Genomic DNA, 14,453 nt, shown 5'->3' with positions numbered 1-14,453 from the left:
TTATTCAGGCTTTTTATTTAATAATTTATTAAAAATTAGAAGCCTTTACTTACTATCCTGATGGCATTGAGTATGACTGCTAGGCTGAGACCCATGTCCCCAATACCCACTGCCATCCATAGAGTGATAAATCCCAATACTGCCAGGAAAGCAAAAGAACTCTTAACTATTATGGAGAGTGCCACGTTCTCCTGAACAACTCTCATTGTCTTCTTACTCAGTTTAAGCAGATATTCCAGTTTAGAAAGGTCGTCATGCATCAGAGCAACATCAGCAGTTTCGATTGCCACATCAGAACCTGCAGCCCCCATAGCAATTCCTATATTGGCTCTTGCCAGTGCTGGCGCATCATTAACACCATCTCCCACCATGGCTACATTACCATGGATTTGCAGAAGTTCATCAATTTTTTTCACCTTATCCTCAGGGAGAAGACTGTGATAGCATTCATCTAATCCTAACCGGGAGGCTACCGCACTGGCTGTGCCCTGATTATCACCAGTCAGCATGACAGTCCGGATCCCATTATCTTTGAGGTATTTCACTGTTTTAGCTGCATCACCTCTTATTCGGTCCATCAATACTATTAAACCTATAATCTTTTCCTCATTTCCTACCAAAACCGTTGTTTTACCATCTTTTTCAAATTCCTTAATCTTCAGGGAGATATCTTCATTATTCAGATTACGCATTCCCTCAAAGAGGCTTTTATTACCTGCGTAGAATATTTTTCCATTGATTTCACCCTTCAAACCAGCACCAGTAATGGATTTGAAGCCGCTTACTTCTTCAAATTCCACTTTTTCCTCCTTGGCTTTTTTAAGTATGGCTTTGGCCAGGGGATGTTTGGAATGTGACTCCAGAGAAGCAGATATCTTTAAAACATCTCCTGAATTACCATTAAGAGGCAATACATCTGTAACTTCTAAGCTGCCTTCGGTTAATGTTCCAGTCTTATCAAACACAACAGCTTTCACATTCTTCATTTCTTCCACGTATTCTCCGCCTTTGATTAGAACACCGTTTCTGGTGGCTGATGTAATCCCAGAAACCATTGAAACAGGGGTTGATATTGCCAGGGCGCAGGGGCAGGACACCACCAGGAGAACCAGGGCTCGGTAGAACCAATCCTCCAGTGACATTCCAAACAGGAAAGGGGGAATGATGGCCACTGAAATGGCTAGTATGATGACTGCAGGAGTGTAGTAGCTTGCGAATTCATTGATAAATGCTTCGGTTTTTGATTTTTTATCTTTTGACTTTCGAACCAGTTCTATTATTTTGGATATGATAGTTTCATCTGACTTGCGCGTTACCTGCACCTCCAGGTAACCTTCCGTGTTAATAGTACCAGCAAAAACCTCATCCCCCTCCTTTTTGGTGACTGGAATACTTTCCCCGGTTAGGGGAGACTGATCCACGGCAGATGATCCTTTCACCACCAGACCATCCAGTGGTATCTTGTCACCAGGGCGAACCACAACTTTTTCATCCACCTGCACACTATGGACATGGACTTCCAGTTCCTTTCCTTTTCGAATTACACATGCAGTTTCCGGTGCCAGTTTAAGGAGGGCTGCTATGGATCTACGGGCCCTTTCACTGGCATAGTCTTCCAAAAATTCGGCAACATAGAAAAGGAACATGACAGCCGCACCCTCTTCACCATGCCCTATGAGAAATGCTCCGGTGGCTGCAATGGTTATAAGGAGGCTCATGTTGAAATGAAGATTTAAGAGTCCTTTGAAAGCGCCTTTAACAATATTGAAACCAGACACTGCCACCACTGCCAGGAAAGCCAACTCAGCAAGGTTTTCCTGGTTAAGGAATCTCTCAAGATAGATGGCAATGGCAAATATAGTAAGAGAGGTAATGATGATTGCAATTGGTTTCTGCTTCCACAGTGGAGGTTTTTCCTGGAAAAGGTCTCCCCCACAACAGCTGCATGTAACTTGGGCATCTGCATCTTCAGGATGATGATGGTCATTTTCTTGCATTTTTTTTGATTCCTCTTTTTATGAATATAGTAAAGTTGATGGATACAAATATCCAATTACATGAATGGATGTTCAATTGAACATATATAAAGTTTTACTGGTGGAGAATCCCATCTTCCATTCTAAACCTTCAAACGTCTGCATTACTCAATCCCAATCAAAATCCAATAAAATTGTTAAAGTGAATATTGGCGATCATTATAAGTTTTTCTCATAAAGCTATGATGAATTAACCAAAAATATTAATGCATCCTGCACTTAATTGAATATACTATTGCCGGGATAGTCTAGTCAGGTAAGGCGTAGGAGTCGAAATCCTATGAGCGATGCTCACCCTGGGTTCAAATCCCAGTCCCGGCGCTTAAATCTTGGAAAATTTTCACATATCAATGTACAATGCATTCAGGATGAGAAGAAAAAGTGACTTATATATACCGTCTAAAAAACACGACGGTTTTTCAATGGATAGAATATAATATCCACTAATTCACTTAACGAATTTAAAAGAAACATGAATAACGCTTAAAAACTTGACGCAACTGTAATGATGATTCCTGATAGCCATATCAAGTATTCCTTTTCTTATGACTCCCATAGTTCAGAGCTTGGATCTGGGGATAACCCTGAATGAGTATTTGCATACTGTGAAGAATATACTTGGAAAGTTTCACTGGAAAAAAGCTTGATTTTCATTGCTCTCTGTCTTGTTAACATTTCACTGTGAGAAAGATGAAAGAATAACCAGGAAAAACTGTGATACTGGGATAAACCTCAAGATCACAACCATTGCATTGTTTAATTAGTGGGGTTTCATTGGATGCCCCCTGACTCATCTGCAATTTCAATGGAAATTTCTTGATCTGGAGTTCTGAATTTCTCTAATGATTTCCAGTCGCCTTTCCAAAGCAGGATTAGCCCTAAAAGGACAGTGAATATAGTATTCCACACACCATATAAGGGGAAAGTGCCAGTTACCATTAGCGATGAATTGCGAACTCCATCATAGGCTGCGTGGAAGAAGGTTACCACTGCAATAATGTTACTCTTAGCCCAGATGTATGAAAAAATAGGCCCATCAAAGAAACAGTTAAGGAAACTATCTAAAAAGGTCCAGATAACAACCAGAAGCATCAGAGAACTATCTGCCCCTAACAAGTTCATGGCAAAAATTGCTCCACCTACTGCAACCGGCTGATGCCAGAACCACCATATTAAACTGTTTATGATTACAGCTTTCCTGGGGGTGTATCTGCGTGATAGGTGGGGTAAGAGGTACCCTCTGAAACCGAATTCTTCTCCAAAAGCAGGTACTATTACTGCAAGGGTGTATCCTCCCATTAACAAGATATATTGTGTCCAGGTGAAATTTGGAAGTAAAGCTGCTGATCCCTGGAAAATATTTATGAGCATGGGAATTCCAAATAAAAGGAAAGCGGTAGCGAAAGACAGTATGTAATGGATTGGTTTACCCCAAATCCATCCAACATCCTTGAAACCGTCCTTGAACACATATCTACCGGCAATGAAAGTGCCCACAGTTACCATTACCATGCCAGTAGAGCTAGAATAAGGGCAAATGTTCCATTATTTACAATTGCAGCCCAGGCAGTCACCATCAAAAATGGCCAGGAAAGAACAAAAATTATTAAAAGATAAATTTTAAGTGAAAAGGGACGTCCCTTTGAAACAACCTTATTATCAACCATTTAATCCCCCCTATATTACAAAAAATTTTCCCATATATATTTTCCAATAGACTATTCTATTTTTTATATGATATGTGTATTTATCCAGCACATGCAAGCGACTCCTAAAAAGTGTGAAAGTGAATTACTTTCATTTCATAGATACCCATAAATCTCGTTTAGTGTTATTTATCAGATTTATAGGTCAAGTTATAGACTAAAAATGGCATTAAAATTGAGTATTGTCCACATTATATAGGCAAACCCAACAATAGCCCCCAATGGGAAAGTCACAAACCACATTAAGGTTATTTTTGGTTTTTCAAATCTTAAACTGGTTGCAGTGGTCATTACATTGGCCCACAGGAACCAGAAACTGGTTAATGCGATAATGTAAAAACCCAATCTGGGGTTGATTAGTAGAAGAATAATCCCAGCAATAGTTGCCGGGCATGCTACAGTCAAATCAGCAAAGGCAATTCCATAATGAGTTTTTTGCTCATGCCAGTCATCTCTGGAACCGTCAGGATTATCATAGCCTTTACCTTTCAGAACCCGGTACTGGCCATACCAGATCACTACTGCAAAAAAACCAATTAAAACCAGTAAAATGTAAAGTGTTAACTGTGAGGTTAATGGCAGTTGCTGCACTTTCATCACCTATATATAATCTGTTTAATAACTGTAATAAATCTAAACATAAATGCAGAATTAAAGGATTAATAGTAACCCAATTCATTGTTCATTTGAATTGTAAATTTTTTTGCTATGATGTTTTTGATGTTGACCTCCTAATGTGGCTGATAATATGCCAGTGAAAACATTTTTAGATAATGCACATTATGGAAAAAATAACTGGTGGAGATATGTCTTAACCAGTTTGATTTCCTGGTTAGGGCCGCTAATTCTGATAATTGTAATTTCAATTCCATTTATAATTTTTCCGCACCTGTGGAAAGGAGGAATAAATGCACAGGGAGTGGTAAAAAATATTAATCCCCTTATTTTATTCTTATTTTTTGGAGGGTATTATTTTCTCTCTTTTTTAATTTTCTATGGATGCATCAGGTTTATTCATAAAAAAAAGCTCATCATATTGATAACCACGGCTTTTAAAGTTAAATGGATGAAAATTTTAAAAGGAGCAGGGTTATGGTTTGTTCTCATGGGACTTGCACTATTAATTGAAGTGTTAATCTACCCCTCATCTCTTAAATTTTCTTTTAATCCATCGTTTTTCATCCTTTTAGTTTTAAGCATAATCATTTACTCAATACAGGCCTCATTTGAAGAAATCTTTTTTAGAGGATACTTGATGCAGGGTTTAGGGCTTCTCACTTCTAAACCAGTTATTCCCCTTCTTATAACCTCTGCCATTTTCGCTGTGGGACATTTTTTTAATGGTTCTGATACCCCCACTGGCATTGGAGTGGTGATTAACATGTTCATTTTCGCAATGACACTGGGAATCATAACTATAGGAGAAAAAAGCCTGGAAACTGCCATGGGCGTACATATTGCTAATAATATATTCTTAACCACAATAATTAACAGCACGGGACTTTGGGAGGGCCTTCCTTCCTTATTTAGCATTGGAACAGAGTCTGCAATGATCATTCCATCCTTTATTCTGTTTCCAATCCTCCTATTTATTGTATTTAGGAATAATTGGGATAAACTAGAATCACTATTCAAAAAAAGGTCTGAAAGAGATGGAATATACAGACAAAATCATTTATTATGTGCTAATTGTAAGGCTGAAAATCCGGGTATAGCTGTTTTTTGTAGTCAGTGTGGTGAAAAAATTTCATTGAATTATGCTTCAACTTTCATAAAGATCGTTGCATTTTTAATTGATATTATATTTCTGTTATTTTTATGGGTATTTTTATTGATTGGAATAGTATCAGTCCACTTGGTTGGCAATCAGGAAATATCAAACGCTGAAATGTTAGCTGGTGTCTGGATAGCTTTATGTATCATTCTATCCTTCACTTATTTCATTATATTCGAAAAATATGGGCAAACAATCGGTGCAAAAATTATGAATATCAGAGTAGTGAATGATAGGGACCATAAACAAATTAGTTTTCGGCAAAGTATCCTACGAAATCTATTATTGATTGTAGACCTGATCCCCTACCCTCTACCTGGACTATTAGCCATAATATTTAGTTCCAAGTCTCCCAAAAAACAGAGAATTGGAGATTTGGTGGCTGGTACTTTAGTGGTTCAGAAGAAATGAATTTGGTGTTTTATAATCTTATAAATCACAAATATAACCCTAAATATTATTTATTTTTAAGTTTTTGGAAAAAAACCACTGTAACGTATGGACTGTAAAGTATGGGTTTTGGACTTTCATCAAAATTTCTAATTGGTTTATTATTGTTATTTCGCAAAACAAAGACAAATTTCATCATAGATTTTTTTGCGAATATCTCTCAACATCCCCCCAATAACTTTACACCCCCAATAAAAAAGTTTATATATTAGTTTACATATCAGGTAATATATTACCAATATATGTAATATATTACATGTTTGCGGTGAATGAAAATGAACCTAAAAATAATGTATATTAACCCAGTAATCATCGCGATTCTGGCGGTGATAGCCACCTTATCCGGCTTATTCTGGGAAAACTTGTACAACAATGACACGGTTTCCATTACTGCCCAGATGATGGGCCAGGATCTCATCACACTCCTGTTATGTGTGCCCATACTTCTTGTATCCCTGTTTCTTATATTCAGGGACTCAGTTAGAGGTCAGCTATTATGGATGGGAACAATATTCTACTTCCTGTACACCTACATGTCCATGTCATTTGCAGCGTCCTACAACCACTTATTCCTGGTCTATGTGGCTCTGTTTTCCCTATCCCTGTATACCTTTGTTTACGGACTGATAACCCTGGATGTTGAAACAGTTAAAAATAGCTTTCGACCTGGAATGACCACCAAAATTGCAGGGGTCTTTACCATATTCATGGCATCCATGTTAGCCTTCATGTGGCTCAGTATGATAATCCAATCTATTCTAACAGGAATTGCTCCAGCTTCACTGGAAAGTTACACCACCATGGTAATTCAAGCCTTAGACCTTGGTGTTCTTGTACCAGCAGCTCTTATCTCCAGCGTACTTATTCTAAAAGATAGGCCCCGGGGATATGCACTCATGTCTATCATGATTGTGAAGATGTCGTTACTGGGAACTGCCATTCTATCCATGATCTATTTCATGTTCCAAAGTGGGGTGAGCATCTCCAGGGAGCAAGTACTGTTCTTTACATTGGCCACTGTAGGAGGAATAATTATTGCCTTGGCATTCTATAGTAAAACCTGTAAAAAAGTTGCAGAATCTGATCACTTACTTATGAATGCTAATTTGAGCTGATTGAGGTGATTGAGCTGAGAATAATGAAAGATTCAGACAGTATTAAAGCAGAATTTGATGCGGAAAGACTGGACATGGAAAAATACATCCTGGTGGTTCTGTTCCTGGTAGAGCAGCGTTGGAGCTATGTCATTGGCCGGGAAATGGCCAAGGACCAGATTACCACCAAACAGTGGTTGATGATGATAGTACTGGCCAATGCCTTCCAAAGCCCCCCTTCCATGCAGGAAATGGCTGATGCCATGAGCACCACCCATCAGAATGTGAAACAACTGGCCAGCCGTCTGGAAGCACGTGGTTTTGTAAAAATAGAACGTGATAGTGAAAACCGACGCATACTTCGTTTGAAAGTAACCAGAAAATGCCAAAACTACTGGGAAAAAAGATCCCCGGAAGATATGAAAACTATTAAAACCTATTTTGAAGCATTGAATAATGAAGAAATCAGATCATTATTTCACATAATGGGTAAACTCGAAAAATCATCCCTTGATTTGTACGAAAAAGCCAGGAAGACACGTTGAAATTATATCAATCCCTAAAAATGTTTTGTCTTTTAAAGATTTTGCTAAATAATATAAAAGTATAGAAGTTTAATAAATTAATTTGGAGTTTTGTGATAAATATGAAAGCATTAGTTGTTTATGGAACCAGATACGGCACTGCCGCGGAAATAGCTGAAGAGATTGCCCGTGTTATTAAAGAAGAAGGAATTGAAGTTGATTTAGTAGATGCCCGGAAAATAAAGAGTTGTGATGTTTCCCCTTACGACCTGGTGGTAGCAGGGAGCGGTATAAAAATGGGTAAATGGACAAAAAAAGCGCTTAAATTTCTTCGAAACAATAAAGAAATACTGGCTGACAGAAAAGTCGCTTTATTTGTCTCCTGTGGTGCAGCCAATGAGGAGAAGAGCAGGGCAGAAGGACAGGAGAAATATTTGGATGAAGTTGCTGCCAAGAACCTGATAAACCCCCCTGTAGCTACTGGACTCTTTGGAAGCGTTTATGACCCTGATGCCAAACACGGAATTGTCTACAACCTCACCAACAGATTTATTAAAAAAGATCTGGAAAAGAAGGGATTGGATACTACTAAACGCCATGATTACCGTGACTGGGAGGGTATAAGGGCATGGGCCCGTAGTCTGGCCAGTATGCTAAAAGATTAATATGAAATAATGATTGAAAGGTACTTAAGAATATGAAGATCAAAAATCTATTAAAAACCGTGGGTATAGGTCTAATCCTAATAATAGTTGCCATATTCGCTTTTATGGGTGCTATTATATTTGATGTGGCCAGTTACACTGCTACTGGTTCTCAGACACTAGAACCCAATGGCACGGCTGTGGGAAACGCCCTGGTTGTTTACGACCCAGGACTCAGCGGGGCATCTACCAATGCAGCCAATATAATTGCCAGTACCCTGCAATCTAAAGGATTCAGGGTAGATTTAGTAGGTATTCGGAATTCTAAGGCAACTAATACATCAAACTACCGCCTAGTAATAGTGGGTGGTCCGGTTTACGCTGGTAAAGTAGCCAGTTCAGTTCAGGAATATTTAAAAAACTTGAATCTAACCCCTGGGACCAGAATAGGTGTTTTCGTCACTGGTCAGGACCCAGACAGTGCCAATGACTATAACTTGCTCCTTAAAGAAGCTGCTCCCCTTCCTGAAAACAGTACTCTTAGCATAAATGCCCTGATGAAAATAGTAAAAAATGACAATGATAAAATCATTGCTTTCGTAAACACCATCACTGCATAAAAGAACAAATAAAGAGTTAATAAAATGCTGAAAATAGAACGAATTAAAAATAAATGAGATTATTTATTCAGCAATTTTCTATGATGGACAAAATCCCCACATTTTTTTTATTTTTTTGGAGCCAATATGCTTAAAAAATCCCAAATTCCATCTTCAATTACCCTGATAAGATTGTTCATTGCACCTGTGATTTTTTACACCATTCTAGCTGATGAATACATTTTATCAGCAGTGTTACTAATTTTTGCAGGGTTTACAGACTTCCTCGATGGTTATCTGGCAAGAAAGCTGGATGCAGCCTCAGATAAAGGAGCTTATCTAGATGTGATCATTGACTTTATAATGATAATTGCAAGTTTTGTGGCATTTGTCCTTAAAAGCTGGTATGACCCCCTTATTGTCATGTTGATCATCACCATGTTCCTTATTTTTATTGGAACATCCAGTCTTAAAAAACCAGTTTACGACCCGATTGGCAAGTATTTAGGCGCATATCTTATGTTTATGATCTTATTTTCTCTATTATTCCCTTTAAACCTAATAAGAGAAATTTTGTTAGCAATTCTTATTGTTGTGTGTATTACGTCAATTATAAGCAGGTTTTTTCGTCTTTTCATTTTAAATTTAAGAAATTAGATTACAACTCGGATGCTATGATGTTTAGGGGTTATGGTGAATTTAAGGTGAAATGATGCAGAGAAGGTTTTAGATCAAGTTTTATTAATATTGACCTGTGCACAGAAGATGAAATATGCCTGATGATGGGAGTGCGATGAACTGGAGCCTTATGGAAAATCAGGCTTTTTAAAGCCAGTTAACAAAGATGCAAAACTGAAAAATCTCAGAAAGATAAAGAAAAAAATGAATTGACAATATTGGTTGAAGGAAAATATGCTGGTAATTGTTTGATCAAAAATTGACAATTATGAATCCTTAATATTACATCTGGCAGCTTTTTTTATTTAGTTCCCCACGAATCTTTTTACTATGATTTTTTTAAAATAGGGTGTATTAAATATATCAAATTACTCCATGCCATAACATAATAAGCTAATACCATTGCTAAAAGAGACAGTACTGGTAAAAATAGGTTCGAAATATTAATCAATTTTAAGGTTTTCTTATCTATATTTTCATCAACCAATCCCTTTCTAACGGCGTATTGCCAGTTTAGAATATAGATGAACCCTGCAATGAAGAGATTCATCTGGAAAATTATGTTAGCAGTTAGATAAGCTCCACCATATTCTGCTATTATCTCGGTGGAAAAGGGCATAAGAGCTATGAAAAGTAACCAGAACACGTTTATGGTTATTAAAGTTGGGTTGGAACGCTGGATAGATTGAAACTGCTGATGATTATTTCGCCAGAACCCAGCAAGTATCCAGAAAGAAAGGGCATAACACATAAGTTTAGGCCATAATACCCAGATCTGTTCTTGGAATGCTGCTTCACTTAGGTGATAGGGGATGTCTGGAACTCCAATGCTTAAAACCAGAAGTGTCATGGCAATGGAAAATATACCATCCACCAGTGTTTCAATTCGGCTGGTGGTCATCCATAAATTAAGAGTATTAGTCCGATTAGACATAACCGGATGTTTCTTTTTAAGCTATAAATCATTTACTGAACTTCCCACCAAAACTATGTACTTTAAAAAAAAAATGATGTAAATTCCATTTACAAAAAAAATTTAGGTGCTGTGAAGTTATTAGGGGTTGAGCGATATTTGCAAACAATCTTTGCCATAATTTATCTTTGTTTGGTGAAAGAACCATAATTAACGAATTTCAAATTATGATGAACACTCCAACACCCATTAACTTTACCGTCCCAAAATTTAGAAAAAAATTTACATGGAATTAAAATGTATCTTATAAATGGTGTAACTATGGAAGTGATAGAAAAAAGGATTGAAGAAGCCAAAGTAGCTTATATCCCTTATATGGGGAGTTATGATAAGATTCCAGAACTCATGCAGGAAGTAGGGCAGTGGGTCGCCGATAAAAAACTTCAAATGACTGGTCGAGTTTATGGAACTTACTTTAACAGCCCAGAAGATGTGGCTGAAGAAAAGTTACAGTATGAGATTGGCTTCGCATTTATCGGAGATGCCCTGCCCGAGGGAAAAATAGGGATTAAAGAGATCCCCGAGCACACAGTACTATCTGCCATGCACAAAGGACCCTATACTGAAGTTGGTCCAGTAATTCACGCTGTGGTGGATTATGCTGTGAAAATGGATATGATATTGTGGGACCTGTCACCGAAGTATATCTAAACGACCCTATGGAAGTTCCAGAAAGCGAACTTTTAACTGAAGTCCAGTTTCCAGTCATTAAATTGTAAAAATATACATTTAATAATTCTTTTTTTTTATTTAAACGTCCATTTTCAACTATTTATTCAAAACAAGAACAATTAAGCTCAATTGTTAACTTAAAAAAGTGAAATAGATTATACATAAACATCTATTCATTCATCTCACCACATTGTAGGGACATATTATACACAAGTTGGAAATAGTTCTATAGAAATGGTAATATTTGGGGGAAATTTGGGCATATCTATTTATTATTTGGAATTAATAAAATAAAATAGTTCTTAAGTAATTTTAAAAAATTTAAAGGGAATAAATAAACCCCTAAGAATTATTTAAAATGAACAAAATTCCAAGTTATTAAAAAAAGATTTAACTTATTAAAAATTGCCAACTGAATTATTAATAATATTAAAAGACCAGATCTTAATAGAAGAAAATATACAATCTATATTATAATCTATATTATAGATGTTAAAAAGAGTATTATAGTATTATAATATGGTCCGTGTTTAATTAAAATAAAAACAGGAGGAACAATGCGTAACCTTGAAAAATTAAGTTCATTCAAAGAATACATTCCAAGAATGAAGGAGTCTGGTGAAAAAAGAGTAGCTTTATTAGTAGACGGCCCAAATATGCTACGAAAAGAATTTGGCTTTGATCTTGATGAAGTTCAGAAATTACTGGTAGATTATGGTAAAGTAAAGGTTGGTAAAGTCTTCTTAAACCAGTATGCATCAGATAAACTTATTGAAGCCATAGTCAACCAAGGTTTTTCACCCATAATTGTGGCCGGAGATATTGATGTTCAAATGGCAGTTGAGGCCTTTGAAGCCATTCACAACCCTAATGTTGATGTTGTGGCATTGATGACTCGTAACACAGACTTCTTACCCCTGTTAAACATTGCCAAAGAAAATGGTAAGGAAACTTTGGTTATTGGTGCTGAACCTGGTTTCAGTATTGCACTGAAAAATTCAGCAGATAACACCATAATCCTGAAAAAAGAACAGCATCAAGCTCATGGAGCAGTTTAACCAACATATATTTATTTTTTCATCCTTTATTTTAAATTATTCCATTTTATTAGATTTAAATTAGATTTAGTAGATTTAGATTAGATTTAGTAGATTTAGATTAGATTTAGTAGATTTAGATTAGATTTAGTAGATTTAGATTAGATTTAGTAGATTTAGATTAGATTTAGTAGATTTAGATTAGATTTTTTAACAAATTACCAGATAAAAATTAGAATATTGTGAACTTTTCGAGCACCCAATTAGCTATGGCCAAACACATATCAGTAAAAATTTTAAGTTTGAAAGGTGATTTTGTTATTCATTGAGGTGAATTAGATGACCCTGAGCGATAATACCACTCCTCATTTGGCCAGGAATTATGATACAGATATAGGTTGCACCATTCCTTACTATCAATCATTTCACCAAGAAACAGTAAATATCATAAAGGCCCTTGGAATTAAACCGAAGATTTGGTTAGATACGGGTTGCGGAACAGGTTCTTTGATTAAAAGGGCAATAGAAGAGTTCCCCCAAACTTGTTTCATTATGGGAGACCCATCTCAAGATATGTTAATTGAGGCCAAAGAAAAACTTTCAAAATATCCCCCTGATAGACTGAAATTCCTGGAATCATCTACCCAGCAACTATCCCCAAAAAAATGTCAAAAGGCAGATGTGATCACTGCCATCCAATCACACCATTATCTATCACCTGAAGATAGGAAAAACGCTGAAAATACCTGTTATGAACTTTTAAATGATAATGGAGTTTTCATAACCTTTGAAAACATCCGCCCAGCCACTGCAGCAGGCATTAAAATTGGGAAAGAAAACTGGAGAAATTTCCAAATATCGTGTGGCCGGGATGAACAGGTAGTTGATGATCATTTAAAAAGGTTTAATAAGGAATACTTCCCCATAACCGTGGAAGATCATATTTCACTTTTAAAAGAAGTCGGTTTTAAGGTGGTGGAACTTTTATGGTTTTCCTACATGCAAGCTGGGTTTTATGCCATAAAATAGATCTAAAACCATGCATGAAAAATTTAAAGAAAATTTAATAAACAAAATATTAATGTTACTTGCATGTCACCAAACAACATGTTGAAACCCCATTAATGATGACTATAAAAAAAGACATAAAACGACCAGAATACGCCGCCAATTTAGTTTTTCCACTTTTTTCTTAATTTTCAGCATTTAGGTATGAGATTATACCTTATAGATTATTATTGGTTTCGAATGATATTCAGGATTAATTTTATTTTAGTCTCATTTAATATTAGTATAATACCTCTCAACTTTGAACGATGTTCAGCAACTATCGGGAAAAATTTATATGCCATATGAGGTCTATCTTTACGAGGTTAGAAATAATATTTATAAATCCACTTATGGAAATTTAATAAGTTTAAGATGCTTTTGAAATGAAATTGTGTTGCTTTGCAATTTCTAAAAAAACCCCAATAATGAAATAACCAAGATTAGGAGCATTTTTGATGGTTATGCCAATCTAATGTTTCCTTAAACTTATTAAAATTCAATCTTATATCTTTAATAATTCATCATGCTTAAAGGTGAGTTCAATATGTACGTGGTTGTAATGGGCGGTGGGCGAGTTGGGTTGAACCTGGCTTCTTTTTTAATTGCTGATGGTCATGATGTTACTCTAATAGAAAATGATGAAGGTTTATGCACCAATGCAGCAGCAGAATTAGATGCCTTGGTTATCTGTGGTAACGGTACTGACACAAAAACCCTGGAAGAAGCCAATGTAGCCAGTGCAGATGTTTTTGTGGCTGCAACTGGAAATGATGAAGCTAATCTACTGGCATGTATCCTAGTTAGAGAGTGTAAAATCCCCAAGATCATTGCCCGGGTGAGTGACCCCAGCCATGCTGATGCATTCCGTAAAGTGGGTATTGATTCTGTTATCAGTCCGGAGATCACTGCAGCCAGTTACCTGGAGAAACTTATTATCAGACCTAAAATTGCAGATCTGGTGGTCATGGGTAAAGGTGATGCAGAACTACTTGATTTTAACCTGGAAAACGAAAAGATGGTTGGTAAAAAAATAGGTGAGGTCAGTCCCACCGAAGACTTCATCATAGTTGCTGTATATGAAAACGGAGATATAACCATTCCCAAACCTGACGTAGTCCTAAAAAAAGGCATGAAAGTCTCTATTCTTGTAAAAACCAATGCCGCTCGGGAAGTTATGAAAAAATTCACCAAGTGAACCTTAACATCCCCCAATAAA

14 protein-coding genes, 1 tRNA gene and 1 pseudogene are annotated in these 14,453 nt (G+C 36.5%); 11 read left to right on the top strand and 5 right to left on the bottom strand.

Annotated elements, in window-relative coordinates; all coding sequences use genetic code 11:
• Positions 1-35: 35 nt before the first annotated feature.
• Positions 36-1,997: a cadmium-translocating P-type ATPase gene (gene cadA / locus HVN35_00850; GenBank protein NYB51100.1), complete on the bottom strand. Its 1,962-nt coding sequence runs from the start codon at positions 1,995-1,997 to the stop codon at positions 36-38.
• Between the two features lie 276 nt (positions 1,998-2,273).
• Between cadA and HVN35_00845 the strand changes: the two genes are divergently transcribed.
• Positions 2,274-2,357, top strand: a tRNA-Ser gene (locus tag HVN35_00845).
• 450 nt (positions 2,358-2,807) lie between these two features.
• Here the strand turns inward: HVN35_00845 and HVN35_00840 are convergent.
• The 3 genes from HVN35_00840 to HVN35_00830 form a co-directional block, all read right to left on the bottom strand.
• Positions 2,808-3,548 (bottom strand): CPBP family intramembrane metalloprotease, encoded by a 741-nt coding sequence (locus tag HVN35_00840; GenBank protein NYB51099.1) that lies wholly within the window; start codon positions 3,546-3,548, stop codon positions 2,808-2,810.
• Positions 3,542-3,703 (bottom strand): hypothetical protein, encoded by a 162-nt coding sequence (locus HVN35_00835; GenBank protein NYB51098.1) that lies wholly within the window; start codon positions 3,701-3,703, stop codon positions 3,542-3,544. Before HVN35_00835 ends, HVN35_00840 begins: the two co-directional genes overlap by 7 nt.
• 189 nt (positions 3,704-3,892) lie before the next feature.
• Entirely contained in the window at positions 3,893-4,333 is a 441-nt protein-coding gene (locus HVN35_00830; protein ID NYB51097.1) for a hypothetical protein, read from the bottom strand.
• 157 nt (positions 4,334-4,490) lie between these two features.
• On the opposite strand from HVN35_00830, the gene HVN35_00825 reads away from it, so the two are divergent.
• From HVN35_00825 to HVN35_00800, 6 genes are all read left to right on the top strand, one after another.
• On the top strand, positions 4,491-5,927 hold the full coding sequence (locus HVN35_00825) for an RDD family protein (GenBank protein ID NYB51096.1): 1,437 nt from the start codon (positions 4,491-4,493) through the stop codon (positions 5,925-5,927).
• A 314-nt stretch (positions 5,928-6,241) separates the two neighbouring features.
• On the top strand, positions 6,242-7,081 hold the full coding sequence (locus HVN35_00820) for a hypothetical protein (GenBank protein NYB51095.1): 840 nt from the start codon (positions 6,242-6,244) through the stop codon (positions 7,079-7,081).
• Positions 7,082-7,104: 23 nt separating this feature from the next.
• Positions 7,105-7,605, top strand: a complete 501-nt coding sequence (locus tag HVN35_00815) for a MarR family transcriptional regulator (GenBank protein NYB51094.1) — start codon at positions 7,105-7,107, stop codon at positions 7,603-7,605.
• 101 nt (positions 7,606-7,706) lie between these two features.
• Positions 7,707-8,249: a flavodoxin domain-containing protein gene (locus HVN35_00810; protein ID NYB51093.1), complete on the top strand. Its 543-nt coding sequence runs from the start codon at positions 7,707-7,709 to the stop codon at positions 8,247-8,249.
• 32 nt (positions 8,250-8,281) lie between these two features.
• Positions 8,282-8,848, top strand: coding sequence for a hypothetical protein (locus HVN35_00805; protein NYB51092.1), 567 nt, complete (start codon positions 8,282-8,284; stop codon positions 8,846-8,848).
• A gap of 126 nt (positions 8,849-8,974) precedes the next feature.
• The gene (locus tag HVN35_00800; protein ID NYB51091.1) at positions 8,975-9,484 is read left to right on the top strand and encodes a CDP-alcohol phosphatidyltransferase family protein; all 510 of its coding nucleotides are present in this window, start codon (positions 8,975-8,977) and stop codon (positions 9,482-9,484) included.
• Positions 9,485-9,833: 349 nt separating this feature from the next.
• Here HVN35_00800 and HVN35_00795 read toward each other — a convergent pair whose 3' ends face one another.
• The gene (locus HVN35_00795) at positions 9,834-10,439 is read right to left on the bottom strand and encodes a DUF1211 domain-containing protein (protein ID NYB51090.1); all 606 of its coding nucleotides are present in this window, start codon (positions 10,437-10,439) and stop codon (positions 9,834-9,836) included.
• Positions 10,440-10,739: 300 nt separating this feature from the next.
• On the opposite strand from HVN35_00795, the pseudogene HVN35_00790 reads away from it, so the two are divergent.
• The 4 genes and pseudogenes from HVN35_00790 to HVN35_00775 all read left to right on the top strand — a co-directional run bounded on the left by HVN35_00790 (position 10,740) and on the right by HVN35_00775 (position 14,432).
• A pseudogene (locus tag HVN35_00790) lies at positions 10,740-11,197 on the top strand (GyrI-like domain-containing protein).
• A 510-nt stretch (positions 11,198-11,707) separates the two neighbouring features.
• Positions 11,708-12,208, top strand: coding sequence for a TIGR00288 family NYN domain-containing protein (locus HVN35_00785; protein NYB51089.1), 501 nt, complete (start codon positions 11,708-11,710; stop codon positions 12,206-12,208).
• Positions 12,209-12,526: 318 nt separating this feature from the next.
• Positions 12,527-13,216: a class I SAM-dependent methyltransferase gene (locus HVN35_00780; GenBank protein ID NYB51088.1), complete on the top strand. Its 690-nt coding sequence runs from the start codon at positions 12,527-12,529 to the stop codon at positions 13,214-13,216.
• A 565-nt stretch (positions 13,217-13,781) separates the two neighbouring features.
• Entirely contained in the window at positions 13,782-14,432 is a 651-nt protein-coding gene (locus tag HVN35_00775) for a TrkA family potassium uptake protein (protein NYB51087.1), read from the top strand.
• Positions 14,433-14,453: the final 21 nt, after the last annotated feature.

The sequence above is a fragment of the Methanobacteriaceae archaeon genome, assembly GCA_013403005.1.
Taxonomy (GTDB): Archaea; Methanobacteriota; Methanobacteria; order Methanobacteriales; family Methanobacteriaceae; genus Methanobacterium.
Note: the sequence above shows the minus strand (reverse complement) of the source record. Positions and strands in the feature narration are given on the sequence as shown.